The sequence below is a fragment of the Mesorhizobium sp. M1078 genome (assembly GCF_040318615.1).
In the GTDB taxonomy this organism is placed as follows: domain Bacteria; phylum Pseudomonadota; class Alphaproteobacteria; order Rhizobiales; family Rhizobiaceae; genus Mesorhizobium.
Genome location: NZ_JAMYMP010000002.1, coordinates 130,266 through 155,926, shown reverse-complemented (window position 1 = coordinate 155,926; position 25,661 = coordinate 130,266). Strand labels below are relative to the sequence as shown.

At 63.9% G+C, this 25,661-nt stretch carries 21 protein-coding genes; 2 read left to right on the top strand and 19 right to left on the bottom strand.

Annotation, left to right across the window (positions count from 1 at the left end; all coding sequences use genetic code 11):
* Nucleotides 1-2: 2 nt before the first annotated feature.
* The 8 genes from NKH38_RS04920 to NKH38_RS04885 all read right to left on the bottom strand — a co-directional run bounded on the left by NKH38_RS04920 (nucleotide 3) and on the right by NKH38_RS04885 (nucleotide 9,785).
* Nucleotides 3-1,982, bottom strand: coding sequence for an ABC transporter permease (locus NKH38_RS04920; protein ID WP_023834836.1), 1,980 nt, complete (start codon nucleotides 1,980-1,982; stop codon nucleotides 3-5).
* Nucleotides 1,979-3,058: a quaternary amine ABC transporter ATP-binding protein gene (locus NKH38_RS04915; protein ID WP_023825995.1), complete on the bottom strand. Its 1,080-nt coding sequence runs from the start codon at nucleotides 3,056-3,058 to the stop codon at nucleotides 1,979-1,981. The genes NKH38_RS04920 and NKH38_RS04915 overlap by 4 nt, the downstream gene beginning before the upstream one ends.
* Nucleotides 3,059-3,128: 70 nt before the next feature.
* Nucleotides 3,129-4,103: an ABC transporter substrate-binding protein gene (locus NKH38_RS04910; protein WP_023709181.1), complete on the bottom strand. Its 975-nt coding sequence runs from the start codon at nucleotides 4,101-4,103 to the stop codon at nucleotides 3,129-3,131.
* Nucleotides 4,104-4,528: 425 nt separating this feature from the next.
* Nucleotides 4,529-5,347 carry a glucose 1-dehydrogenase gene (locus NKH38_RS04905; RefSeq protein WP_050586867.1) on the bottom strand — a complete coding sequence of 273 codons (819 nt, stop codon included), beginning with the start codon at nucleotides 5,345-5,347 and terminating at the stop codon, nucleotides 4,529-4,531.
* On the bottom strand, nucleotides 5,325-6,089 hold the full coding sequence (locus tag NKH38_RS04900) for an SDR family oxidoreductase (RefSeq protein ID WP_023752581.1): 765 nt from the start codon (nucleotides 6,087-6,089) through the stop codon (nucleotides 5,325-5,327). The genes NKH38_RS04905 and NKH38_RS04900 overlap by 23 nt, the downstream gene beginning before the upstream one ends.
* Before the next feature lie 106 nt (nucleotides 6,090-6,195).
* The gene (locus NKH38_RS04895; RefSeq protein WP_023752582.1) at nucleotides 6,196-7,704 is read right to left on the bottom strand and encodes a sugar ABC transporter ATP-binding protein; all 1,509 of its coding nucleotides are present in this window, start codon (nucleotides 7,702-7,704) and stop codon (nucleotides 6,196-6,198) included.
* A 29-nt stretch (nucleotides 7,705-7,733) separates the two neighbouring features.
* Nucleotides 7,734-8,672: a sugar ABC transporter substrate-binding protein gene (locus NKH38_RS04890; protein ID WP_023684414.1), complete on the bottom strand. Its 939-nt coding sequence runs from the start codon at nucleotides 8,670-8,672 to the stop codon at nucleotides 7,734-7,736.
* Between the two features lie 129 nt (nucleotides 8,673-8,801).
* The gene (locus NKH38_RS04885) at nucleotides 8,802-9,785 is read right to left on the bottom strand and encodes an ABC transporter permease (RefSeq protein ID WP_050588086.1); all 984 of its coding nucleotides are present in this window, start codon (nucleotides 9,783-9,785) and stop codon (nucleotides 8,802-8,804) included.
* Nucleotides 9,786-10,070: 285 nt separating this feature from the next.
* Between NKH38_RS04885 and NKH38_RS04880 the strand changes: the two genes are divergently transcribed.
* Nucleotides 10,071-11,033: a sugar-binding transcriptional regulator gene (locus tag NKH38_RS04880; protein WP_023668527.1), complete on the top strand. Its 963-nt coding sequence runs from the start codon at nucleotides 10,071-10,073 to the stop codon at nucleotides 11,031-11,033.
* Between the two features lie 17 nt (nucleotides 11,034-11,050).
* Here NKH38_RS04880 and NKH38_RS04875 read toward each other — a convergent pair whose 3' ends face one another.
* From NKH38_RS04875 to NKH38_RS04840, 8 genes are all read right to left on the bottom strand, one after another.
* The gene (locus NKH38_RS04875) at nucleotides 11,051-11,644 is read right to left on the bottom strand and encodes a hypothetical protein (RefSeq protein WP_031204575.1); all 594 of its coding nucleotides are present in this window, start codon (nucleotides 11,642-11,644) and stop codon (nucleotides 11,051-11,053) included.
* Between the two features lie 97 nt (nucleotides 11,645-11,741).
* Nucleotides 11,742-13,229, bottom strand: a complete 1,488-nt coding sequence (locus NKH38_RS04870; RefSeq protein ID WP_352760874.1) for a xylulokinase — start codon at nucleotides 13,227-13,229, stop codon at nucleotides 11,742-11,744.
* Nucleotides 13,230-13,249: 20 nt separating this feature from the next.
* Nucleotides 13,250-14,572, bottom strand: a complete 1,323-nt coding sequence (locus NKH38_RS04865) for an NAD(P)H-dependent oxidoreductase (RefSeq protein WP_023668524.1) — start codon at nucleotides 14,570-14,572, stop codon at nucleotides 13,250-13,252.
* 161 nt (nucleotides 14,573-14,733) lie between these two features.
* Complete coding sequence (locus tag NKH38_RS04860; protein ID WP_352760870.1) at nucleotides 14,734-15,837, bottom strand: mandelate racemase/muconate lactonizing enzyme family protein; 1,104 nt, start codon at nucleotides 15,835-15,837, stop codon at nucleotides 14,734-14,736.
* Nucleotides 15,838-15,854: 17 nt separating this feature from the next.
* Nucleotides 15,855-16,562, bottom strand: coding sequence for a GntR family transcriptional regulator (locus tag NKH38_RS04855; protein ID WP_352760867.1), 708 nt, complete (start codon nucleotides 16,560-16,562; stop codon nucleotides 15,855-15,857).
* A 180-nt stretch (nucleotides 16,563-16,742) separates the two neighbouring features.
* Nucleotides 16,743-17,897: an efflux RND transporter periplasmic adaptor subunit gene (locus NKH38_RS04850; RefSeq protein ID WP_023692135.1), complete on the bottom strand. Its 1,155-nt coding sequence runs from the start codon at nucleotides 17,895-17,897 to the stop codon at nucleotides 16,743-16,745.
* Nucleotides 17,898-17,911: 14 nt separating this feature from the next.
* Entirely contained in the window at nucleotides 17,912-21,100 is a 3,189-nt protein-coding gene (locus NKH38_RS04845; RefSeq protein ID WP_352760863.1) for an efflux RND transporter permease subunit, read from the bottom strand.
* Nucleotides 21,094-21,354: a hypothetical protein gene (locus NKH38_RS04840; protein ID WP_352760860.1), complete on the bottom strand. Its 261-nt coding sequence runs from the start codon at nucleotides 21,352-21,354 to the stop codon at nucleotides 21,094-21,096. Before NKH38_RS04840 ends, NKH38_RS04845 begins: the two co-directional genes overlap by 7 nt.
* 242 nt (nucleotides 21,355-21,596) lie before the next feature.
* Between NKH38_RS04840 and NKH38_RS04835 the strand changes: the two genes are divergently transcribed.
* A complete protein-coding gene (locus tag NKH38_RS04835) occupies nucleotides 21,597-22,178 on the top strand; it encodes a TetR/AcrR family transcriptional regulator (protein ID WP_023668517.1) in 582 nt (193 codons plus the stop codon).
* Nucleotides 22,179-22,614: 436 nt separating this feature from the next.
* Here NKH38_RS04835 and NKH38_RS04830 read toward each other — a convergent pair whose 3' ends face one another.
* The 3 genes from NKH38_RS04830 to NKH38_RS04820 form a co-directional block, all read right to left on the bottom strand.
* The gene (locus NKH38_RS04830) at nucleotides 22,615-23,637 is read right to left on the bottom strand and encodes a LacI family DNA-binding transcriptional regulator (protein ID WP_023668516.1); all 1,023 of its coding nucleotides are present in this window, start codon (nucleotides 23,635-23,637) and stop codon (nucleotides 22,615-22,617) included.
* Between the two features lie 136 nt (nucleotides 23,638-23,773).
* A complete protein-coding gene (locus NKH38_RS04825; RefSeq protein ID WP_023668515.1) occupies nucleotides 23,774-24,568 on the bottom strand; it encodes an ATP-binding cassette domain-containing protein in 795 nt (264 codons plus the stop codon).
* Nucleotides 24,569-24,572: 4 nt separating this feature from the next.
* The gene (locus NKH38_RS04820) at nucleotides 24,573-25,559 is read right to left on the bottom strand and encodes an ABC transporter permease (RefSeq protein ID WP_023668514.1); all 987 of its coding nucleotides are present in this window, start codon (nucleotides 25,557-25,559) and stop codon (nucleotides 24,573-24,575) included.
* Between the last annotated feature and the right edge of the window lie 102 nt (nucleotides 25,560-25,661).

Below are 25,661 nucleotides of genomic sequence, written 5' to 3'. Positions count from 1 at the left end.
AATTATCCTAGTCTTGCCCGCGCCTTCGCCGTCCAGGCATTGAACAGCCGGTCTGCGACGATGCCGATGAAAGCGATGGCGAGACCCGCGACAATGCCGCGTCCGGAATCGGCCTTGGACAGCGCGATGAAGACTTCCTGGCCGAGGTCGCGTGTGCCGACCATGGCGCAGATGATGATCATCGCCAGCGCCATCAGGATCGTCTGGTTGACGCCCAGCATGATTTCGGGAAGCGCCAGTGGCAATTGTACCCGAAAGAAGGTCTGGCGCGGCGTGCAGCCGGAAACCTTCGCCGCCTCGATCAGCGCCGGTGGCACTTGCCGGATGCCGTGATTGGTGTAGCGGATCGCCGGCACCACGGCGAAGGCGACCGTGGCGATCATGGCGGTGACGTCGCCGACCCGGAACAGCATCACCACAGGAATGATGAAGCAGAAGGACGGCAGCACCTGCAGCGTGTCGATGATGGGCGTGACGATCTTTTCGAAGCGGTCGCTGCGCGCGGCCATCAGGCCAATCGGGATGCCGATCAGGCAAGCGATGAAGGCCGAGATGCCGCAGAGATAAACCGTCGCCATGGTCTTTTCCCACAGGCCGGTGACGGCGCAGAAGGCGGTCAGCGCGGCGACGAAGGCGGCGAGACGCAGGCCACCGAACTGGTAGCCGGCGAGGCCGAGCAGGGCCACCGCGCCGAGCCACGGAAAGCCTTCGCAGAAGGCGCGCAGCGGGTTCAGTACATTGAGGATGAGCGCCACGCGAAACGCTTCGATCACGTCGAAGAAGTTGATCGTCACCCAGCTCACCGCCGCCTTCCACAGTGGCGCAGTGGTGAAGGTGATCGCCTTCGGCACCGCCGCGAAGGCCGGTACGAACAGGCCGAGCAGCGTCGTCACGACCAGGATGGCGATGGCCTGCGACAGATTGGGATAGCGCCGCCAAACGCTCTGGTTCGCCTGCCGTTGAACGTGGCCTTTTGCCTGCTTATGCGCGATCGCCTGGCTGAGCCGGTCGAGCGCGATGGCGAGCGCCACAATGGCGAGCCCGGCTTCCATCGCTTCGCCGACCTTCAGCGCACGCAGCGCCAGCAGCACGTCGTAGCCGAGGCCGCCGGCGCCGATCATCGAGGCGATGATCACCATGTTCAGCGCCAGCATGATCACCTGGTTGACGCCGATCATCAGTGTCGGCCGCGCCGACGGCAGCAGCACGCGCCACAATTTCTGCCGCGCCGTGCAGCCGGCCATCTCTGAGAAATCGTCGATCTCTGACGGCACCCGCGACAGGCCGAGCATCGTCGCCCGCACCATCGGCGGCGTGGCGAAGATGGCGGTGGCGATCATCGCCGAGACCGGGCTGTTGCCGAACAGGAGCAGCATCGGGATGAGATAGGCGAAGGTCGGGATGGTCTGCATCAAATCGAGGGCAGGTGAGATGATCAGCCGCTCGGCCCATGGCTTGCGCCACGCCCAGATGCCGGCGAACAGGCCGGTGACGATGCAGAACGGCACCGCGATGGAAATCAGTGCCAGTGTCAGCATGGCGCTGGTCCATTGGCCGAACAGCGCGGTGTAGAGGAAGCAGCCGCCGACCAGCATGCCGAGTTTTCTACCGCCCACGGCGTGCCCGGCGATGAAGGCGGCTACGCAGACGCCGATCCAGGACAGGCGCGGCAGGAAATAGGCATCGGCGCCGTGACCAATCTTGAAATTCTTGGCCAGCAGGTCGAGCGCGAAATCGAGGGGAACGCCGAGCACCGCGGTGATCGAGCGGGTCAGCCAGGACAAGTTCGGCTTGATCCAGCGCATCAGCGCACTGACCCAGTCGGCGACGGGAACGACCGCATCGGCCGGATAGTTGACGGCCCAGGGCAGTCTGTCCTGCAGCAGAAACACCACCAGCACGGCGGCCAGCGCCAGCGCCCAGACCAGCAGCCAGCGCTGAACCGGTGGCCTCGTTTGGCTGGCGCTTGCCGTCACCGTCATGCGCCGGCTCTCGTATGCTCGATACCGGCCAGCAACTCGATCACCGATTGCGGCGTCACCTCGCCGATCGGCCTGCCGCTGCCGTTGACCACGGCGAAGGGCTTACCCGACGCGACAATGCTGGCCGAGAAGCTGGCGATCTTGGCGTCGGGCAAAACCGTGCCGCCGTGCTCGGCGCCATCGCAGGCACGCATCAGGCTGCGCGCCGAAATCACCTTGGCGCGGTCGACATCGCGGGTGAATTCGGCGACATAGTCGGTCGCCGGGTTGACAACCAGCTGTTCCGGCGTGCCGGTCTGGATGACCTCTCCATCCTTCATGATGGCGATGCGGTCGGCAAGCCTTATCGCCTCGTCGAAATCATGGGTGATGAAGACGATGGTCTTGTGCAGCATGGTCTGCAGCCGCATCAGTTCGTCCTGCATCTCGCGGCGGATCAGCGGGTCGAGCGCCGAGAACGGCTCGTCGAGGAACCAGATCTCCGGCTTGGTCGCGAGGCTGCGGGCAATGCCGACGCGCTGCTGCTGGCCGCCGGAGAGTTCGCGCGGATAGAAATGCTCGCGGCCGCGTAAGCCCACGAGATCGATCACCTCCCGCGCTCTCGTTTCGCGCGTCGGTCGGTCCTGGCCCTGGATGCTCAGGGGAAAGGCAATGTTGTCGAGCACGTTAAGATGCGGCAGCAGCGCAAAATTCTGGAACACCATACCCATGCGATGACGCCGCAGTTCGATCAGCGCCGCATCGGAAATCTTGAGCAGGTCGTTGCCTTCGAATTCGACCTTGCCGTGGGTCGGCTCGACCAGCCGCGACATGCAGCGCACCAGCGTCGACTTGCCGGAGCCGGACAGCCCCATGATGATGAAGATCTCGCCCTGGCGTATTTCGAGATCGACGGCGCGCACCGCACCCACCAGTCCGGCGGCAGCGACATCGTCGATGCTGGCCTTGCCGTTACGCTCGCGGATGAAGCTGGCCGCGTTCGATCCGAACAGTTTCCAGACATTACGGCAGGCAAGCTTTATCGGCCGCGCATCCTCCGGCGTGCCAGCCGCCTGCGGTTCAGTCGCTTCCGTCATCCAATGGTCCTTCTGGAAAATGGAGATAAGACCCGGCCGCCAGGGCCGGGTCTGGCTTCCAGTCAGGCGATCACTGCGCCCAGGCTTTCCAGTCGGCTTCATGAGCGGCGATCCAGGCGGCCGCGACGTCTTCCGGCGTCTTGCCGCCGAGGTCGATCTCGCCGCTCATCTTGTTGAGCTCATCGGTGTCGATCGTGTAGGCCTTGGCCACCTTGTAGGCGACCGGCCATTTGTCCTTCATGCCGGACCAGGAGTATTTCCAGATCTCGCCATGCGGCTTGCCGCAATCGTATTTGGCATCCGGGTTGGTGCCCCATTTCGGATCGGTGTAGCATTCGGGCGTATACTCCGGGAATTCAACCCACTCGCCCTTGTACTTGGCCGGCGCCCAGTGCGGCGAATAGATCCACAGCATGATCGGCGCCTTGCGCTGATAGGCCGAGTCCAGTTCGGCGAACATCGCCGCGTCGGTGCCGGCATGGATGACGGTGAAGGGCAGCTTCAGCGCCTCGACGCGCTCGTCGTCAAAACCCTCCCAGGTTACCGGGCCGCCGAGATAGCGGCCCTTCGGCGCCGTCTCCGCCGTCGAGAACGCCTCGGCGCATTTCGGGTCCTTCAGCGCTTCCCAATTGGGCAGGCCGGGGCATTTCTCCTTCATATATTCGGGAAACCACCATTCCTCCTTGGCCTTCGGCCCGAGCTTGCCCAGCCGCTCGGTCTGGCCGGTGGCGTCTGAAGCCTTCATCGCCTCGCCGGCCGTCGTGTCCCAGAACTCCAGGCCGACATCGAGGTCGCCATTGGTGAGACCGGTGGTCAGGCTGGAGAGGTAGTCGGCGGTCGGATATTCGACGGTATAGCCGAGCTTTTCGAGGATACCGCCAAGGATCTTGGCGTTGAGGTTGACGCTGGTCCAGTCGAACAGCGCGATCTTGATCGGGTCGTTGGATTCAGGTGCTGCTGCGTGGACCGGTGATGTAAGCGCACTTGCGGCGGCAAGCGCCAAGGCTCCCATTGATAGGTTCGAAATCACACTGCGAAATGACATGCTTGTTCTCCTGTCAAACCATGTGGAAATTTCTTGATCGTTCCCTTCTTGCGTCTTTTCTTGATTGTGTTGGAAAGGCGGGTCGTTACGCAAGCTCGTTCGCACCAAGCCAGTGCCGCGGCCGCAACTTGCGCAGGCGAAATGGTTGCTCGACTTGGTGTTTATGTGATGCCGGGCGGGCCCGCGTCATGGCATCGGATGGATTGCTGCGTGAGCAATCGTCAACAGATCGATCGCCGCTCCAGCGGCGCTCTCAGACGTGCGAGCCATCAAGGTCCCATGGTCTCGGCCGGCGAGCCCCATCCCCGCCAAGGCCGTTTCATGAGATGAAATTATATATACCAACGTTCATGCGGCGCAACGGCTGATGCCCTGTGCACTGCGGAATTTCAGACTGGTCGATTGCCAACCGCCAGAGCTGACGTTCACGACATGATCAGGCCGCCATCCACATTGATGGTTTGGCCGGTGATGTAGGTGGCGTCGTCGCTGGCGAGAAAGCTGACCAGGCCGGACACGTCCTCGCCGCTGCCGGCGCGTCCCATCGGGATGTTCTTCACCCATTCGGCCATCAGCTCGCCGGGCTTGTAGTCACCCATCAGCTTGCCCCACGCTGCGTCATTATAGGCCCACATGTCGGTGTCGATAATGCCGGGGCAAATCGCGTTGACGGTGATCTTTTCCTTGGCTACTTCCTTGGCCAGGCTCTGGGTGATGCCGACGACGCCGAACTTCGACGCCGCATAGTGCGGCGTGTAGATGAAACCCTGCCGCGCCTGGCCCGACGCCGTGTTGATCAGCCGGCCGCCATCGCCATGCTTGCGGATGCGGGCGATCGCTTCCTGACAGCACAGGAACACGCCCTTGGTGTTGACCGCCATCACCTTGTCCCACTCGGCCTCGGTCATCGCCTCGATGCGGGCGATGGTGATGACGCCGGCATTCTGCACCGAAATGTCGACGCGGCCGAATTCCTTCTCGGCGAGGTCGTACAGCGCGGTGACCTCATCCTTCCTGGTAACGTCCATGCGCATCGACGCGACCTTGGCGCCCGCGGCTTTCAGGCTGGCGGCGACGTCCTCGACGCGGGTATCGATGGCGCTGACCACGACCGCGGCACCTTCTTCGGCAAAGCGCTTCGCCATCGCCGCACCGATGCCGCCGCTCGCGCCGGTGATGACCGCAGTCTTGCCTTCAAAACGCTTCTGCACTTTTCTTCTCCTACCAGCAGACAAAGCCGCCATCGACGATCAGGTCGATGCCGGTGACGTAACTCGCGGCGCGGCTGGCCAGGAACACGGTCGGGCCGACCATTTCTTCCGGCGTCGCCATGCGCCCCATGGGCGTGTCGCGTTCGAAGATCTTGATCTGTTCGGCGACCTCCGGCCGCTTGTTCATCGGCGTCAGCGTGTAGCCTGGGCTCACCACATTGACGCGCAGGCCGCGATCGGCCCATTCCATTGCGAGGCTTTTCGACATGTGGATGACCGCCGCCTTCGACGAATTGTAATGCGCCTGGGTCAGGCCGCGATTGACGATCGAGCCCGACATCGAGGCGATGTTGATGATCGAGCCCTTGCGCCGCGTCAGCATGGCGCGCGCCTCGGCCTGGCAGGACAGGAACACGCCGCTGACATTCACGTCGTAGATATTCTGCCATTTTTCCAGCGGCAGCGTCTCGGCCGGCTCGGCCCCGGCGATGCCGGCATTGTTGACGGCGATGGTCAACGCGCCGAGTTCGTTCTCGGTGCGCTCGATCGCTGACGCGAGATCGGCCTCCGACGTCACCGTTCCGGTCAGCACCAGCGCCTTGCGGCCAAGTGCCGAAATCTTGTGCGCCGTCTCGTCCAGCCCGCCCTTGGAGGTGTGGCCGAAACAGGCTATGTCGGCGCCGGCTTCGGCGAGCCCGATGGCAATGGCCTGGCCAATGCCGCTGCCGGCGCCTGTTACCAGCGCTACGTCGCCGCTGAGATCGAATAGTTTCATGTTGTTCCCCCTCCTGAAATGAAGGGGCGCCAGTTTTTGCTGGCGCCCCGCGCGGTCCGGTCCTTGGGAGGATACCACCTGCTGCGCTTTGTTCCGACTCCTGTCCTCAGCTCGTGGCGAGTTCCATCACCGCGACATTGCTCGCCTCGCTGCGGTCGAGAATGCCGCGCTGGCGGCCGCGGCTCAGCACCAGCACCCGGTGCGACAGCCCCAGCACCTCCTCGAGGTCGGAGCTGACCACCACCACCGCCATACCGGAGCGGGCGAGGTCGGCGATGACGTCGTAGATCGCTGCGCGCGCACCGACATCGATGCCGCGCGTCGGCTCATCGAGGATGAACACCTTCGGCGGTCGCGACACCCATTTGGCGATGATCACCTTCTGCTGGTTGCCGCCGGAAAGCTTGCTGACCGCCTGGCCAGGTTTGCCCTTGACCCCGAGCCTTGCGATGCCGGCTTCGGCGAATTTCTGCACCGCTTTCGGAAACACCCAGCCTTTCGGCGCGACATGGTCGAAATTGCCGAACGCCAAATTCTCGCCGATGGTCTGGTCGAGCACGACGCCTTGCGCCTTGCGGTCTTCCGGCACCAGCACGACGCCGGCCTTGATGGCTGCCGCCGGCCCGCTGAGATGCACCGGTTTGCCGGCAACGCGCACCGAGCCCGACGAGATCGGATCGGCGCCGGCGATCGCCCGCACCAGTTCGGTGCGGCCGGCGCCGATCAGCCCGGCAATGCCGAGGATCTCGCCTGCTTTGACCGAGAAGGAGACGTTGTTGAAACTCTTCTCCGGCGAAGACAGGTTGTCGACCTCGAGCAGTGTTTCCTCGCGCGGCGGCGTCAAGTGCGGGAACATCCGCTCGACCGAGCGGCCGACCATCTGCTCCACCACGGTGCGCACGGGAATATCGGCGCGCTCGTGGCGGGCGACGATGCGTCCGTCGCGCATCACCACCACGCGGTCGGCAATCTGCGCGATCTCGTCGAGACGATGGCTGATATAGATGAAGGACATGCCTTCCGCCTTGAGCTTGCGGATCTGCTGGAACAAAAGCTCCGTTTCCTCGCCGCCGAGCGCTGCGGTCGGTTCGTCGAAGATCAGCAATTCGGCATTCAGCGTCAGGGCCTTGGCGATCTCGACCTGCTGCTGGGCGGCGATGCGCAGCGTGCCCACATTGCGCTCGGGCGAGACGTCGAGGCCAAGCCGCTTCAACTGCGCCGAGGCCCTGGCGTTCATCTCGGCGCGGTCGATGCGGCCGCCGCGCATCGGCAGGCGCCCGACATAGACGTTCTCCGCCACCGACAGATCCGGCAGCAGCTTCAGTTCCTGGTGGATCATGCCGACGCCGGCATCGATTGCCGCGGCAGGCGAGGCGGGGGAATAGGGCTTCCCCCGCCAGATGATGGTGCCCGCGTCGGGCCGGGTCGAGCCGGCGATGATGTTGGACACCGTCGACTTGCCGGCGCCGTTTTCGCCGAGCAGCGCCACGACCTCGCCCGGCCGCACCTCAAAGCTTGCATCGGCCAGGACCTGGACCGGTCCGTAGCTCTTGCAAAGGCCGTTGACGAAGAGCCCGTTGTGCGGGCTTTCGCTGTGGCGAGGATCAGGAGACATCGTGGTGCTCTCTTAAGCGGTGCCGTTCGTTACGGATGCTTGGCGATGAACTGCTCGACATTGTCCTTGGTGGTCAGCGTCGCATCCTGCAGCTGCTCGGCCGGAACGCTTTCGCCGGCCACCAGCTTGATCGCCGCATCGACGGCGAGACGGCCCATGCCTTGCGTCTGCTGCGTCGCGGTGACGTCGAACACGCCGTCCTTCAGCGCCTTGAGTGCGGCCACGTCGCCATCGAAGCCGGCAACCCAGACCTTGTGGCCGGGATTGGCGACCTTGACCGCCTGTGCCGCACCCAGCGCCAGCGCATCGGCCTGGCCGATGACGATGGAGACATCGGGATGCGACTGCAGCAGGTCCTGCGTCAGCTTGAAGCCTTCGTCCTGGTGCCAGCCTTCGCTCCACAATTCGCCGACCACCTTGATATCGGGATAGGCCTTGAGCGCTTCGCCGCAGCCCTTCGAGCGATCCACTTCCGGCGTGGTGCCCTTCTGGCCGTGGATGATGATCAGTTCGCCTTTGCCGCCGGCCTGCTTGGCGATGTAGTCGCACACCGCCTGCGCCGAGGCGACGCTGTTGGTGGCGATGAAGGTGTCGCCGGGCGCGCCGTCTGCGTTGCGGTCGACATTGACCACCGGAATGCCGGCGGCCTTGGCGGTCTTGGTCGGCACGGTGGCGGCTGTGGCGCCGGCCGGAATGTAGATCAGCGCGTCGATGTTCTGCGTGATCAAATCCTGTACCTGGCTGACCTGCGTTGCCGAATCGCCCTTGGCGTCGACGGTGACGATCTCGATGCCCTTCTCCTTGCCGTAGGCTTCGACCGACTGCTTGATCTGGTTGAAGAAGTCGGCCTGCAAATTGGCCACCGCGAGGCCGAGTTTCTTGGCCTCCTTGGCCGAGGCCATGTCGGTCAGGCCGAGCAGGGGAATGATTGCGGCAGCGGCGAGCAGCAGTGAACGTTTGGTGAGCATATGTTTCCTCCGTTGATAGTCAAACTGTCCCGCCAGCGCATCGCGCCCCTTGGAACATCCCAGTTTCGGATCGACCGATCCGTCTATCGCCCGGACGTTCCGGGCGAATTCTCAATTGTGCCCCGCTCTCTATCGCGCCCTGCGCCGCCAGGTGTCGCTGGCGACGGCCAGCGCGATCACCACGCCGATCACCACCTGCTGGATGAAGGGCGAGACGCCGAGCAGATTGAGGCCGTTGCGCAGCACGCCGATGATGAGCACGCCGACCGCTGTGCCGCCGATCGAGCCGACGCCGCCCGAGAGGCTGGCGCCGCCGATCACCACCGCCGCGATGGTGTCGAGCTCATAGCCGAGGCCGGAACTCGGCTGCACCGAATCCAGCCGCGCGGCAAGCACAATGCCTGCAAGACCCGCAAGCACGCCGCAGATGGCATAGACCCAGTTGGTCAGCGACTTCACCGGAATGCCGGAGAGCCGCGCCACCTCGGCGCTGCCGCCGATGGCGTAAAGGCTGCGGCCGGTGGCGCGGTAGTTGAGGAAGATGGCGAAGACGATCGCCAGCACCATCATCACCCCGACTGTGACCGACAGGAAGCCGAAATGGCGGATGATCGACAGGCTGGTGAACCAGTCGGGAAAGCCGACGATCTGCGAGCCGTCGGTGATCATGTTGGCAAGGCCGCGCGCCACCGACATCATCGCCAGCGTCGCGATGAACGGCGGCAGCCGGGTGACGGTCACCAGCAGGCCGGACACCAGTCCGCAAAGGCCGGCGACGACCAGTGCTGCAACGACGCCGGCCGCAAGGCCGAGATTGAGATAGTCGGGATGGGAGACAAAGCCCATCACCATGGCGGCCAGCGCCAGCACCGAGCCGACCGAGAGATCGATGCCGCCGATCAGGATCACCAGCGTCATGCCGATTGCCATGATGCCGAGCACCGTGATCTGGTCGAGCACGTTGAGGATGTTGCGCACGGTGAGGAACGTGTCGGTGGTCAACGTCAGCGCCAGGCAAAGCAGCAGCAGCCCGATCAGCGGCCCCATGGTTCCGGCAAACAGTGCCGAAAGCTTCGCGGCCGTCGCACCTTGAGTGCCGGGCGCGGCTTTCAACTCGCCAGCCTTCGACTCGCTTGCATCATTACTCACGGCCACTTCGTCTCCTCCGTCAGCGAAACGGCGATGGCCTGCCGTCCGCTCTTGTTCACCAGGCACCTCCCTGTGAACAATTTATCTTTGATATACAATTTTGTTCAGCTAAACTGTTCATTAGAAAATTGTCAAGAGCCGTTGCGCCATTCGGCGACGGTTTGCGCCACAGGGCGGTTTGTCCTAGGGAAGGCCAGGCGGCGGCGCTTGCGGAAAAGATTTCCGAAATCTGCCGCGGGAGGGCAAAAGATGGCGACCGTCGAAAATGAGAAGGCTTCGCGCTTCCCCGATGCCGAGCTCAAGGCCCGCGCCGCCTGGCACTACTATGTCGAGGGTCTGACGCAGGAGCGCATCTCCGAGATCCTCGGCGTCGGCCGCATCAAGGTGCACCGCATTCTCTCCGCTGCCCGCGAGGAGGGCATCGTGCAGTTCCGCATTCGCGACAGTGTCGTCGAATGCGTGCAGCTCGAGGAGAGCCTGAAGCAGCGCTTTGGGCTAAGCCAGGCGGTCGTGGTGCCGTCGGCCGCCGACCGCAGCAACGCGCCGCTGATGATCGGCCACGCGGCCGCTGCCTATCTCGCCGACAACGTCAATGCCGGCGACGTCATTGCGCTGGGCTGGGGCCGGACGCTGAAATTCGCCATCAACGAATTGCCGAGGCGGCCGATCGCCAGGACGACGGTCGTCTCGATGCTCGGCGGCCTCACCCACGCGCAGCCGCTCAACCCGACCGAAAGCGCCTGGGAGTTCGCCGAAAAGATCGGCGCTGAATGTTTCCTGCTGCCGGTGCCGGTCTATGCCGACAAGCCGGAACAGCGCGATGCCTTCATGAGCCAGCGCAGCGTTCAGGATGTCGTCTTCCGCGCGCGCCGCGCCAACATCGCCGTGCTCAGCGTCGGCTCGTTTTCCAAGGACAGCCCGATCGCCAATTACGGCTTCATCAAACCGAGCGAACTAGAGGAATTGCAGGCGGCCGGCGCGGTCGGCGACCTCTTGTGCCATTTCATCGACGCCGAGGGCCACCCTGTCGACCATGAGGTCAACCGCCGCGTCTGCGCCTATCCGCTGCAGGATCTGTCCGATATTCCGAGCATCATCCTGGTGTCAGGCGGTCAGGAGAAGGTCGCCGTCATGCGCGCGGCGCTCGCCAACACCAGGATTTCGGTGCTCATTACCGATGAAGATGCGGCCAAAGGCCTGCTCAACCGTTGAGCGCTGTCCGGCGTCGGTCAGAATTCGCAGGGCTCCGGACGATTGTCGTCCGACCAGTCGGCCAGTGCGATCGGCACGAATTTTCCCGCGACCGGTTTGCCGTCGTCCAGGTCCTTTGAAGCGGTGCCTTTGCCGGTGAGAAAATTGATGTCGCAGCCGCCCAGCGTCGTCTCGACCGAGCCGTCGGCTTTCTGCACATTCCAGTCCCAGTCGCGACTGTAGCCGGCGACAAGGAGTTTACCGCCGCGCCAGACGATGGTCAGCGTCGCATCCCATGATTTGTTGGCGCCGCAGCCGAAGCACGAGGTGACGACAAGCGATCCCTTGCCCTTGCTTTCGAGCCCGAGAACACGGTCCTGTGTCAGCGCCTTTTTGACAAAGTCAGGCTTGCGCGAAGGATCGAGCTTTCCTTCGCCGGCAGCCAGATAGATCGAGAGATCCGCCAGCCCGGTGTCGGAATCCGCTGCGATCGCGGCCCGATCCATCCTGCCGTCATTGTCCATGTCGAGCGTGACTTCGAAGGGCGGCTCGTCCTGCGCACGCGCCGTCATTGGAGCTGCCGCAAGCGCGACAATCCAGGGCAGGGCGGCAAGGTGAAATACTGCTTTCATGAGCCCGATGAGTCTAGCATTGGCCGGGCAGGACGCAAAATCGGCAAGCTGGGCAGGTTGGGCATGGGAGCCTCACGCAGGCAAGCTGCGCTTGAACTCAGATCGCACCGAGCCGCGCGTGGATGTCGCGTGTCGCGTGATAGAGGTCGCGGTAGATCGCCTTGCGCGCCCGGTAAGCCGGCACCAGCGTCATATCCGGATCGACACGCCTGGCCGGCGCCGCCGCCATTGCCTTGGCGGCGTCTTCCGCCGAGGCGAACCAGCCGATCGCCGAAGCCGCCAGCATGGCCGCGCCAAGGGCCGCCGCCTCGTTGACCGGCGACACGAACAGCGGCCGCTCCAGCACGCTGGCCATGATCTTCATCAGCAGCGCCGAATTGGTGCCGCCGCCGGCGGCAATCATCTCTCCCGGCTTGCCGCCGCTTTCGGCCTCCATCGCCTCGCTGGCGATGGCCTGCTCCAAAGCGATGCCTTCCAGCGTGGCGCGGAAGAGATGCCTGGGCTCATGGTCGAGCGACAGGCCAACAACGGCGCCGCGCGCCGCGCCATCCCAATAGGGGCTCATGACGCCGGCCCAATAGGGCATGACCAAAAGACCGTCGCCGCCGGCCGCAACATCGACCGCACCCTTCTCCAGTTCTGCCGCGGAAGACGCGCCGGTGGTGCGCACGATCCAGTCGACCAGTTGCATGCCCGAGCGCAGCACGGTTTCCAGCATGAAGCCCGAACCGGTGGGCGAGACCAGCGTGCGAAACGCGTCCGATGTGGTGACTGTGCCGGAATAGCAGCCGCAGACGACACCGGAGCCGAGCGAGAGATAGCTCTTGCCGGCACCATAGACGCCCATGCCGAGACCCATGGCCTGGCCATCGCCGGCGCCGGCGACAATTGGCGTGCCCGCTTTGAGGCCAGTCAGCTGGGCAATGCTTTCGGCAAGGCCGCCGCAGATTTCGCCTGGGCCGATCAGCGCCGGCAACTGCCGTGGCTGCAGCCCTGCAGCCGCCACAAGCTCAGCGTGCCATTCGCCTGTCGCGACATCGAGCAAGCCGAGCGGGTCGGCACTTGCCGTGCTGGTTACCAGCCGTGCGGTCAGCCGGTGAACGAAGAAGCCATGAACATCGACCAGGGCGGCGGCGTTGGCCAGCACCTGCGGCTGGTGTTCCGCCAGCCAGGCGATGGCATAGAGCGCCGGCGTCGGATCCGGCGGCTTGCCGCTCCAGTCGCGGATCGTCTCGCGGCCAAGCTCGGCCGACAGCTTGGCGACTTGAGGCCGGGCGCGCTCGTCAAGCCACAGGATCGCCGGGATGAGCGGCGTGCCGGCCTGATCGATCAGGGTGAAGGTCTCGCGCTGATGGGCTATGGCAATTGCCGCCACGCGCGCGGCGCCGACCTTGTCGGCGACCTGCTTCAGCGCACTGATGAGGGCTGCCCACCAATGTTCGGCATCCTGCTCGAAATGGCCGGGCTTCGGATTGGCCAGCGGATAGGCCTCGCGCGCCTGGAACAGCTCCGCGCCGTCGCGGGTGAAGGCGATTGCCTTCACCGCCGTCGTCGAGGCATCGATCCCGATAACGACATCGTCCATCACAGGGAGATCCCGAAGGTTCAGGCGGCGTTGGTCACAAACTGTCCGTCCGACTGGTCGAGACGGCGGCGGATCTGCGTTATCACCATCGAATCGTCGGGTACACAATTTTCATAGGTGAGGAAGTCGCCGGTCTTGACCGGCTTGACCACCTTGGCGCGTTCGGCAATCCCGAGCGGCAGCGCGCCCTTGGCGCGGGCGTCCTCCCAGGTCATGGCGAAGCCGCGATAGTCGTTCTCGCCGATCATGCCGAGCGATTGGCCCGCGCCGAGATCGCTCTTGGCCACCGCCACCGCTTCGGCCACCGGGTGGTCGAGCGGCTCCATGTCGGCGCGTTTGTAGACCACGGCGCGCGCCGCCGACAGTGGCACTTCAAGGCTTGTCAGGTGATAGGGACGGTAGATCGTGAAATAGGGGCCCTTGCCGACCTTGAGGTCGACCATGCGCTCCAGCACGCGCGGATGCCTCGTTTCGATGATGCAGAACACGCCGGGCGCCACGCCCTTGCCGATGGAATAGTCGACCACGCCCTTGCGGTGCAGCACGCCGCCATCCTCGCGCGGGCAAAGCACGCTGGCCAGTTCCTCCAGCGTGGCCGTCGGGCCGTGCATGCCCGGCACGTCGGGCACCAGCCCGGTGGCGTTGGCGATAGCCACCATCTCGATCGCCGTCTTGGAACCGTCGACGAACTCGACCAGCATGCGCGCATTCATGTTGCGCTCGGCCGCTTCCTTCTCGTAGTCGGCGGGCATGGCGTCGATCTTGAGCGGGTTGTTTTTGCCCTTGCCGGCGGCGATGATGTTGAAGCCGAGGCTCTTGGCGAAGCCGATGATCTCCAGCGTGCAGGCGGGTTCGTCGCCGGCCGCACCGGTGTAGACCACGCCGGCCTTGCGCGCTTCCTCCTTGAGGAAGCGGCCGATCGTAATGTCCGCCTCGACATTGAGCATAACGATGTGCTTGCCGTTCTTCATCACTTCGAGCGCAAACAGCGTGCCGATGTTGGGATTGCCTGTCGCGTCGATGATGACATCAATGCGGCCGGCCGCGGCCAGCGCATGCAGATCTTCGGTGACAGCGATCTTGCCGGCCTCGATGGCGCGGTCGATGGCAGAGGCGTTCGCAGCCTGGACGATGTCGGAGCGGTCATGGCCGGCGAGCAGTGCGGCATCGATCGCCGCTTGCGGCCGCACCTCGGAAATGGCACCGATCCGCATGCCCGGCATCAGCGCCACCTGGACGACGATGTCGGTGCCCATCTGCCCGGCGCCGGCGAGTCCGATGGTGATGGGCCCTTGGGCTTCAGCGCGCTGCAGAAGTTCCGCTGCAAATTGCGGATGGGCCATATCGCTTCCTCCAGTCATGACGCGCCGCAGCGTCAAATGATCATTTTGAACATTCCTATTTCCATTTGAAAAATATTTCAACCCGCAAATCGGAGAATGGCTGCAGGACCAAATCTCCCACGGAGGATTCGTGGGGTGACAGCTTCATGCTGCGCTTGATCTCAGCCGATCTCTAGGTAAGGCTTGCCGAGCAGGTCGGGCACGACATCGATGCCGAGGCCGGGCCCGTCGGGAATGCCCATGTGGCTGCCGGTGACCGGTGGGGCGTTGGAGGCCGTGCGCACCGTCACCCACTCATGGAAGGCGATGGCGTGCAGCCGGCGTTCTTCCGGCGTCGACAGCGACAGATGCGCCATCGCCGCCGTGTCGATCTCGGCGCCGCCCGTATCCTCGACGGTGATCATGAAACCGAGATCGACGGCGACGTCGCGGATTTGCCTTGTCCTGGTTACGCCGCCAAGCCGCGAGATCTTCAGCGTCAGCCCGTCGGCGGCGCCCAGGCGATGGATTTCCAGCATCGCCTCGAGCGAGATGACGCTCTCGTCCAGCACCATCGGCTTGTCGAGCATGCGGCGCACCGACATGTTCTCCTCGATCGTCGTGCAGGGCTGCTCGAACGTGTAGTCGATGCCGCGCGTTGCATCGGCGAACTGCCGCGCCTGGTAGGGTGTCCAGCCGGCATTGGCGTCGCAGAAAATCACCGTGCCTTTCGGCACGGCCGAAGCGACTGCGCTCACCCGCTCGATGTCTTCATGCACATTGCCGCCGACCTTGACCTGCAGCCGGCGGCAGCCCTGGGCGATGATCCTTTTGGCCAGTGCCGCCATCTGGTCGAGCGTGCCGTGGGTGACGACGCGGTAGGTCTCCGCCATGTCGCTCTCGCGGCCGCCAAGCATGGTCACCAGCGGCACGTCGGCGGCCCGGGCCGCCAGATCCCAGCAGGCCATGTCGAGCGCCGACTTGATGTAGGGATGCCCCTTGAACACCGTATCCATCAATCGGCCGATGCCGGCGAGGCCACGCGGGTCCTGGCCGATCAGGTGCGGCGCGATCTCGACCACGCCCGCGCGCGTTCCCGCCGGAAAGGCGGCCGAATAGAAATTGCCGAGCGGCGCCATCTCGCCCCAGCCGGTCACGCCGCTGTCGGAGGTGATGGCGACGATCACCGCATCGAAGCAGTCTGCAACCCGCCCCTTTGACATGCGGTAGGGCCCGTCCACGAAGGGCTGCACGACGCGATAGGCCTTGATGGTTTTGATCTGCACTTGTCTGTCCGTTGTCTCTAGGCGTTGAGGAGGGTCAGTCCTTCGATGTTCCGCTGATCGAGGCCACGCGCATAGGCAAGCAGGTCTTCGAAATCGAGGTCGATATGCTCGCGCGCATGGCGCTGGGCAGCGCGCATGTCGGCGCCCTTCAAGAGCCGCACATAGGTTTCGTGGAGATCTTCGGCCGGCACCGGCTCGTTGCGGGCCTGCTGGTGCAGGGCAAAGTACATCTGCAGCCGGCTGGTCAGCCGCTGCCAGGTTTCCAGCAGCACCGAATTGTCGGCCCATTCATAGATCAGCCCGTGCAATTGCAGTGCGGTCTCGATCTGGCGGGTGGTGTCGCGCGCGCGCGTTGCCTGCTTCACCGCTTCGTGGCGGCGGTCGAGTTCATCGAAGAAGCGCTGGTCGCGCAGCTTCCATGTCCGCTCGATGGCGAATTCATCGAGCACTTTGTTCAGCGAGTAGGCGTCGTCAATGTCCTTGGCGGTGACATCGATGACGAAGGTGCCGGCATAGGGAATGCTGGTCAGGATGCCTTCCTGCACCAGCTCGCGCATAGCTTCGCGCAAAGGCGCGCGGCTGACCCGCATCTGCTCAGCGATCCTCAGCTCGCTCAGCTTTTGGCCGGGTTCCAGCTGGCCGGTCAGGATCGCCCGCCGCAACAGCGCAACGATCTCGGCTCGGCGTGTCGTATCCGCGATCGGATTGAAGTCCAGCTTGGCCATTCCGTCACTCCAGTGAGAGCCGGAAACAGACAAGCAGATTGTCGACAATCCTACAATATGTCTGTTCCGGATTCTTGTGCCTTGCGGTTACTCCAAAAACGGCGTGCGGCGCTCCATAAAAAAACGGCGCCCTCGGCGTGGAAGCCGAAGGCGCCGCAGGACCGGGGCTGATGGGGGTTATCAGCTGGCCGGTTTCTCCTGGGGCAACGGCGAGATCGGCATTCCTGGTCCGATCTTCTGCAGATTGCCCGTTATCACCTGGTCGCCTTCGGCAACGCCGCTGAGGACCGCCACAAGGTCGCCGCTGGTCGCGCCAAGCGAGACGATGCGCTGGTCGACCGTGTTGCCCTTGCCGACGACATAGACATATTTGCCGAGCTGGCTCGAACCCAGCGCCACCTGCGGCACCATCAGCGCGTCGGGCAGCTGCTTGATGTGCAGCCGCACGCGGACATACTGGCCCGGCAGCAGCGAGAACTTCGCATTGCCGATGGTGGCGCGCGCCGTAATCGTGCCGGTCGAGTGGTCGACCGTGTTGTCGATGAAGGTGAGTTCGCCCTTCTGGCTGGCTTCGGTCTCGCCGGGCAGTAGCACCTCGACCTCGATCGGGCCGGCGGCCCGGGCCCGTTCGATTTCGGCCAGGTCCGTCTCGCTCGGATTGAAGGTGACGTAGATCGGGTCGAGCTGCACCAGCGTGTTCAGCACCGTGCCGGCGACGCTGACCAGCGTGCCGACCGAAGCCTGGTTGCGGCCGACGCGGCCGGCAAACGGAGCGTGGATTTCGGCGTAGCTCAAATTGAGCTCGGCCGTGCGCACCGCCGCCTGGTTGACGGCAAGCGACGCTTCGGCCTGGCGCAAGGTGCTCGTACGCTGGTCGAACCCATCCTTGGCCAGATAGCCGCTCTTGGCGAGTTCGGAGCCGCGGCCGAGATTGGAGCGCGCATAGTCGAGGCTCGCCTGGTCGCGCTGCACTTCGGCCTTGGCCTGGTCGAGAGCCGCCTTGAAGTCGTCAGGCGAGATCTTGTAGAGCAGATCACCCTGGCGCACATCCGCGCCGTCCTTAGCCGTCTGCTCCTGCAGATAGCCGGGCACGCGGGCCTGCAAGGTGACGCTGCGGATCGCCTCGATGCGGGCGGCGTAGTCGAGGTAGATCGGGATCGTCTTCTTGACCACGCTCGTCACCGGCACCGGCATGACGAATGCCGCAGGTGCTGCCGTCGCTGCCGCCGTGCCGGCATTGAGGCTGAGATTGCCCATGTCGAGGAAGTGGACGCTTGCCACCGAGATCGCTCCCAGGGCGACGGCCGTTCCCAAAGCTATTTTCCATTTACGCATTTTGGTCTCCAATTCTATTCGGCTGCTTCGGCCAGGCGCATCGGCGCTGGTTCGGCAGTCGGTTCATTATTGTCCTGGTCATGAGCGGCGTTCGGTTCGCTGCGCACGCGGCCTTCGCGCAGCTGCTCGATGACCGCGTAGAAGACCGGCACGAACACCAGCGACAGGATGGTCGCCGCCACCATGCCGCCAAACACGGTGGTGCCGATCGACTGCCGGCTTGCCGCACCCGCACCCGTCGCAAACATCAGCGGCAGCACGCCGAGGATGAAGGCGAAGGCCGTCATCAGGATCGGCCGCAGCCTCAGCCGCGCGGCTTCCATCGCCGCGTCGACAATGCTCAAGCCTTCCTCGCGCCGCCGCCTTGCAAACTCGACGATCAGGATCGCGTTCTTGGCGGCGAGGCCGATCAGCATGACGAAGCCGATCTGCGAGTAGACGTCGATCTGCATGCCGCGCAGGAACAGGGCTGCGAAGGCGCCGAACAGGGCCAGTGGCACCGCCAGCAGCACCATGAACGGCATCGCCCAGCTCTCATACTGCATCGCCAGGATCAGGAAGACGAAGACGATGGCGAGGCCGAAGACGACCGACGCGATCGATCCTGCCTTGAGCTCCTGGAAGGTGATGCCGGTCCATTCGAAACCGAAATCCCTGGGCAAAGCGGTGGCGGCGGCCCGTTCCATCGCGGCAACCGCCTGGCCCGACGAGAAGCCGGGGGCTGCGCCGCCATTGATCGTGGCCGAGGCGTTGTTGTTGTAGTGCGGCACGGTTTCCGGGCCGACGAACGGCACCAGTTTGCCCAGTGTGCTCAGCGGCACCATGCCGCCGGAGGCGTTGCGCACATAGAGCCGCGAAAGGTCGCCTGCGTCGGCACGTGCATCCTTGTCGGCCTGGATGGTCACCCGGAAGGTGCGGCCGAACAGGTTGAAGTCGTTGACGTAGAGCGAGCCGAGATAGATCTGCAGCGTGTTGAAGACGTCGGGCAGGTTGAGGCCGAGCAGTTTGGCCTTGCTGCGGTCGAGGTCGTAGTTGAACTGCGGCGTCGAAGTCGAGAACGGCGAGAACAGCTGCTGCGGGTTGATTTCCGGCTGCTTGCGCGCCTCGGCGATCACGGCTTGCGTCGCGTCGTTGAGGGCTGAACTGCCGCGCCCGGTGAGATCCTCGACGACGAATTCGAAGCCGCCCGTGGTGCCGATACCCGGGATCGAAGGCGGATCGAAGGACAGCGCGAAGGCTTCCGGAATCTGCATCAGCTTGCCGCGCACGTCGGCGACGAGCTTCGACGCGCTCTGGTCGGGGCCGCGCTCTTCCCACGGCTTCAGGATGGCGAACTCGACAGCCGAGTTCGACTGCGCGGCACTGGTCAGGAAGTTCAGGCCGCTGATCGAGCCGACAATCTCGACCCCGGGCGTAGCCTGCAATATGTCGCGCGCCTTCTGGGCCACCGCGTCGGTGCGCTCCAGCGAGGCGCCGTCAGGCAGCTGGATGACGACGAAGAAGTAACCCTGGTCCTCGACCGGAAGGAAGGTCGAGGGCAGCTTCTGCCAGACGAAGTAGGTGGCCACCAGGCCGGCCGCGAACAGACCGAGCATGATCCAGCGCAGCCGGATGAGGATACGCACACCGTGCGCATAGGCATGCGACAGTCTGTCGAAGCCCGTGTTGAACCAGCGGAACGGGGCGAACTGCGTCTCGCCGCGATGGCGCAGGAAGGCGGCACTCAGCGCCGGGCTGAGCGTCAGCGAGTTGAAGGCGGATATGCCGACCGAAATCGCCACCGTCAGCGCGAACTGATTGTAGAGCTTGCCGGAGACGCCGGGAATGAAGGCGACGGGCACGAAGACGGCCATCAGCACTGCGGTGGTGGCGATGATCGGTCCGGTGACCTCGGCCATCGCGGCCTTGGTCGCCGCCAGCGGTTTGAGGCCCGCCTCCAATTGTCGCTCGACATTTTCGACCACCACGATGGCGTCGTCGACGACGAGGCCGATGGCCAGCACCATGCCGAGCAGGGAGAGCATGTTGAGCGAGAAGCCCATCATTTCCATGACGACCATCGTCGCCACCAGCGACACCGGAATGGCGATGGTCGGGATGATCGTCGTGCGCCAACTCTGCAGGAAGATGAACACCACGGCCACGACCAGCACCAGCGCTTCGCCAAGCGTGATCAGCACGTCATGCATCGATGCCGACACGAAGCGCGTCGTGTCGTAGTGCATGGCGTAGGAGACGCCCTTGGGGAACCGTGCCGACAGTTCCTGCATCTTGTCCTTGACGTGCTGCTGCAGATCGAGGGCGTTGGAACCCGGCATCTGGTAGACGGCCAGCACCACCGTGGGGTCCTTGCCGAAGAAGGCCGACGACGAATATTGCAACGCGCCGAGCTCGATGCGGGCGACGTCGCGGAGCCGCACCAGCGAGCCGGTGCCGGTGTTGGCGCGCACGATGATGTCGCCGAACTCCTTGGGGTCGCTCAGGCGGCCGACGGCGTTCACCTGCATCTCGAAGGCGGTGCCGGCGGGCGCCGGCGACTGGCCGATCTTGCCGGCCGCCACCTGGACGTTCTGTTCCGAGATGGCGTTCTGGACGTCGACAGCGGTGATGCCGAGATTGGCGAGCTTGTCCGGGTCGAGCCAGACGCGCATCGAATAGCGGCGCTCGCCGAATATCTGGACGTCGCCGACGCCAGGCAGCCGCTTCAGCGGATCGACGACCTGCAGATAGGCGAGGTTGCTCAGCGCCACCGGATCGACCGAACTGTCGGGCGAGGTCAGGTTGACGATGAGGACGAAATTCGGGTTCTGCTTCTTGATCGTCACGCCGCCCTGGTTGACGATCGCCGGCAGCGACGAGGCCGCTTGCGAGACGCGGTTCTGGACGTCGACGGCCGCGGTGCTCAAGGAATAGCCGACATCGAAGGTGATGGTGATGGTCGAGGAGCCGTCATTGGAGCTCGACGACGACATGTAGGTCATGCCTTCGACGCCGTTGATCTGCTGCTCCAGCGGCGTCGTCACCGTATCGGCGACCACTTGCGCGCTGGCGCCCGGATAATGGGCGCTGACCACGACCTGCGGCGGCGTGATGTCGGGAAACTGCGAAACCGGCAAAAGGAAATAACAAATCGTCCCGGCGAGCACCATGATGATGGCGATGGCCGAGGCGAAGATCGGACGATGGATGAAATAATTTACCACGACACGCAAACCTCTTTAGAAGAACCGGCCTCTTTAAAAGAATGGGCAGACCGGGACAGCCGCCTGCTGCGCACTGAGCCCGGGTCCTGCAAAAAATACGAAGGCGGCGCCGCGCCGCTGAGGCCCTGCTCATCGGCCACGGTCCTCAGCATCGCTTCGAAGGCGCGCGGGTTGACGCGGTCCGCTTTCATCACCAGCCGGATCATCGGATCCCGGATGGCTTCATCGATGGTCAAATCCTTGCGCTGCGACATTGGAGCGTCTCCATTCCAGCGATTCGCATCGGATGATCGCGAACCGGTTTTCATCTCTTCACCGGCCGGAGCCGCATGACCTGCAATTTTCACCCTTTGTGATCTGGCAGGACCAGTTCACGGCCTTGTTATTGACTGAAGGCCACATAGGTGTTACCAGTAAGTAACATTCGGATAGTTACAGACCGGTAACACCCTAGTCAAGAGGTGAACCGAATTTTTAGGGAGACAAGGAGACTGCAATGGCAGACGGCATTACCGATCGTGTGCGCCCCCGGGATCGAATCCTGGAGACGGCGCAGGACATGTTTCACAAGCATGGCATCAAGGGCGTCGGTGTCGACGCCATCACGGAAGCCGCCGGCACCAACAAGATGACGCTCTACCGTCATTTTGAGTCCAAGGACGAACTGATCGTCCAATGCCTGCGCGCGTCGGCGGCTAAAGGCGCCGCGATGTGGGATCAATTCGAGGCTGAGCATCCCGGCGACAAGCTCGCCCAGCTGCATGCCTGGATTCGCATGGCCGCTGCTTGCCTGGCGGCTGACGGTCGCGGCTGCGACATGGCCAATGCCGCCGCCGAATTGACCGAGCCGGACCATCCGGCCAGGAGCGTGATCAAGGAGCTCAAGAGCGCTCAGCGCGATCGCCTTGTTGCGCTGTGCCGGGATGCGGGCATCGGTCAGGCCGAGCTTCTGGCCGATACGCTGTCGCTGCTGTTCGAAGGGGCGCGCGTCAGCGTGCAGACCATGGGCTGCCAGGGCCCCAGCACGCAGTTCGTGCGCATGGCTGAAGGCCTGATCAGCTCTTTCAGGGCGCGCTGAATTCCAGCTCACCGAGTTTGCAAGGCCCCCTCATCCGGCCGCTTCGCGGCTAGCTCCTCCCCGAGGGGAGAAGAGGCTGGCGCCGGCGCTGATGATCTCCTTTCGCTTTGGCGAGAGGTCGGATTGCAGCGAATTGCTCTGCAATTCGGTTTCGGCAATCCGGGTGAGGGCTTTGGATATGCCAAGTTTCATTTGAGAATGAAAAAAGCCCGCTGCCGGGAGGAGGTGGCAGCGGGCTCGATTTCGAGCGAGATGCGGGAGGAGGTGCACCGCGCTCAGCGTCGGCATCGCATCTGGGAGGAGTAGATGGCCGACACCCAGATGAGTACGGGTTGCCCAATGATTCGGCAACAATGAAAGTTGCATGGCTGCTGTGCAGATTTGCGGCATCTGCCCGACTTGTCATACAAATCGGAAAAACCGCCACGGCGCGAAATCACTGCACCGGTACGTTTTCCTTGAAGATCAGCCGTGGCTCGATGAACTTCTTCGTCAGGTAGGGCGCGGCGGACGCGATCGAGCCGAGCAGGCGGATCACAGATTGCTCCGCGATCAGCCGCGCATTCTGGTCGATGACGACATCGGCGAGGTCGTCGACGAGATAGCCGCGCGTTTCCTTGGTCAGGTCGTGGCAGATGAAGACCGGCTTCTTCTTTGGCTTGGCCTCGAGCAGCGCTCTCGCCACACCTGAGCGCCCGGCGCCGACGCAGTAGATGCCGAGCAGTTCCGGCTCGTTGTGCAGCGCCTGCATCGTTGCGGTGTAGCTGCCCTCCGGTTCGTCATTGATCTCGACCGCACTCGAGACCGTGAGATTGGGGAATTCCTCTGTCAGCACCGACCGAAAGCCCATCTCGCGCTCCTCGTGCCCGCGATAGGAACGCGAGCCGACGACCATCGCCAGATGACCCTGGCGGCCATTGAGGAAGCGCCCCATCAACAGCGCCGCCGTGCGTCCGGCAACCCGGTTGTCGATGCCGACATAGGCCGAACGCGGGGCGGCTGGAACGTCGGAGACCAGCGTGACAAGGCGGATGCCTGCCTCGACCACATCGCGCAATATGTTGCGCGTTCGCGGATGATCGACGGCAATGACGCCGACGCCATTGGCCTTCAGCGACAGATTTTCAACCGCCGCCTGCAGCGCTGCCGGCGAGATGCCGCCGAGATTGTGGATCCGGCACGAGGCGACCAGCGGCAGGCGCCCCGCATAGTCCTCGATGTGCCCGGCGAGGTCGATCATGAAACCGTTGGCGCCGATCGGCAGGAAGAATTCAAGATGCGCCGGCCGCGACGGCAGCGTCACCTGATCGACCACCGGCAAATAGCCGAGCTGCTTGGCCGCCTCCATCACCCGTTGGCGGTTGGCGGCGCTCGCGCCGGCCCGGTTGTTCAGAACCCGGTCGACGGTCGCGGTCGACAGGCCGCAGCTCCTGGCTATGTCGGCAACGGTGGCTTTCATGGCTGTAGTCATAGAGCATGATCCCGAAAAGTGGGAACCGGTTTTCTCGGACAAACGGGAACCGTTTTGTCAAAAGGTCATGCTCTACAACGAGTTAGAGCGGATGCGTTTCCGTGCCAGACGGCGCGAAGACGGTTCAGCCGTGCGATGGCCCGCCTTCGATGATGGCGTCGCGGATCTCCTTGTCCGACATCCCGGTGATGATGCGTTCGACCTCGGCCACGCTGGTCTTCTTCGGGTCGATGTCGTCGGCCACCACCTTGCCCCGGCGCATGACGACGATGCGGTCAACCACCTGGAAGACATGGTGGATGTTGTGGGCGATGAAGATGCAGGAATGCCCGGAATCGCGCGCGTTGCGCACGAAGCTCAGCACGCCTTGCGTCTCGGCGACGCCGAGATTGTTGGTCGGCTCGTCGAGGATGATCAGGTCGCTGTCGAAGTGCATGGCGCGCGCGATGGCGACGGCCTGCCGCTCGCCGCCGGACAGGGAGCCGATCGGCGTCGTCGGCGGGATGTTCTTGGAGATGCCGACCTGTTTCAGCAGGTCGCGAGCGACATTGTTCATCGCCTCCTGGTCCATGCGGTTCAAAAAGCGCGGCGGTTTGATCGGCTCGCGGCCGAGGAACAGGTTGCGCGCGATCGACAGCTGCGTCACCAGTGCCGAATCCTGGTAGATCGTCTCGATGCCGTGCGCGATGGCGTCGCTGGTGCTGCGCAGATTGACCTTCTTGCCGCGGATGAAAATGTCGCCGCTGGTCAGCGGCACCGCCCCCGACAACACCTTGATCAGCGTCGATTTGCCGGCGCCATTGTCGCCGAGCAGGCCGACGATCTCCCTTTCGTTGACATGAAAATTGGCGTCTTCGAGCGCCTGCACGCGCCCGTAGGACTTTTTGATGTTGGACATGCGGATGAGCGGTTCAGCCATGGTTCTAGGTCCCTGCCTGATGCCGGCGTTCCAGCCATGAGTGCAGCGCCATCATGCCGAGGATGATGGCGCCGATGAAGATGTTGTAGGCCAGCCCGGGCACGCCGATCAGCACGATGCCGTTGCGCATGACGCGCAGGATGAGGATGCCGAGCACGGTGCCGATGATGGTGCCGCGCCCACCGGTCAGCGCCGTGCCGCCGATCACCACCATGGCGATGACTTCGAGCTCGTAGCCGGTGCCGCTGTTGGGGTTGGCGGCCGACGTGCGCAGCGACGAGATGACGCCGGCAAGCGAAGCCATCACCGACGACAGCACGAACAGGCCGATCTTGACGCCGCTGACGTTGACGCCGCGCGCCCTTGCGGCGCCTGGATTGCCGCCGGCTGCCTGGATCCAGTTGCCGGTCCGGCTTTGCGTCAGCACGTAGCCCAGTGCGATGGCCGCCGCGATGAACCAGAAGAGCGACATATAGATGCGGAACGGGCCGATGAAGAAATCACCGACCAGCGCTTCGGCCAGCCAGCTGCCCTCGGCGCTCCACGTCCGCTGCGGAAAGCCGTCGGTGACGAACAGCGCGGTGCCGCGCACGACCAGCAGCATGCCGAGCGTCACCAGGAAGGATGGGATTTTCAGCTGCGTGACGAACCAGCCATTGACCAGGCCGATGAAGGCCGCGATCAGCAGCGCGGCGAGGAAGCCGACCTCCAGCGAGGTCAGGCCGCTGTTGAACAGCGTCCACATCAGCACCGGCGAAAAGCCGAACAGCGAGCCGACCGACAGATCGAATTCACCCGACGTCATCAACAGCGTCATCGCCAGCGCGATCAGCCCGAGCTCGACGGTGAAGGCCAGCGTGTTGGAGATGTTCTGCGGCGACAGGAAATCGTGGTTGATGCTCCAGAACACCGCGATTTCGACGATGAGCAGAACGAAGGGCCCGAATTCCGGCCTCGCGATCAGGCGTTGGATGAGCGAACGGTTTTCCACTGATAACCTGCGACAGGAAGGGAAGGCTGAGCCCAGCGCGCAACGCGAAGGGCTCGGCGAAAAGACAGTCGCGACCGCGGCTGCGGCCGCGACTGTTGAAGG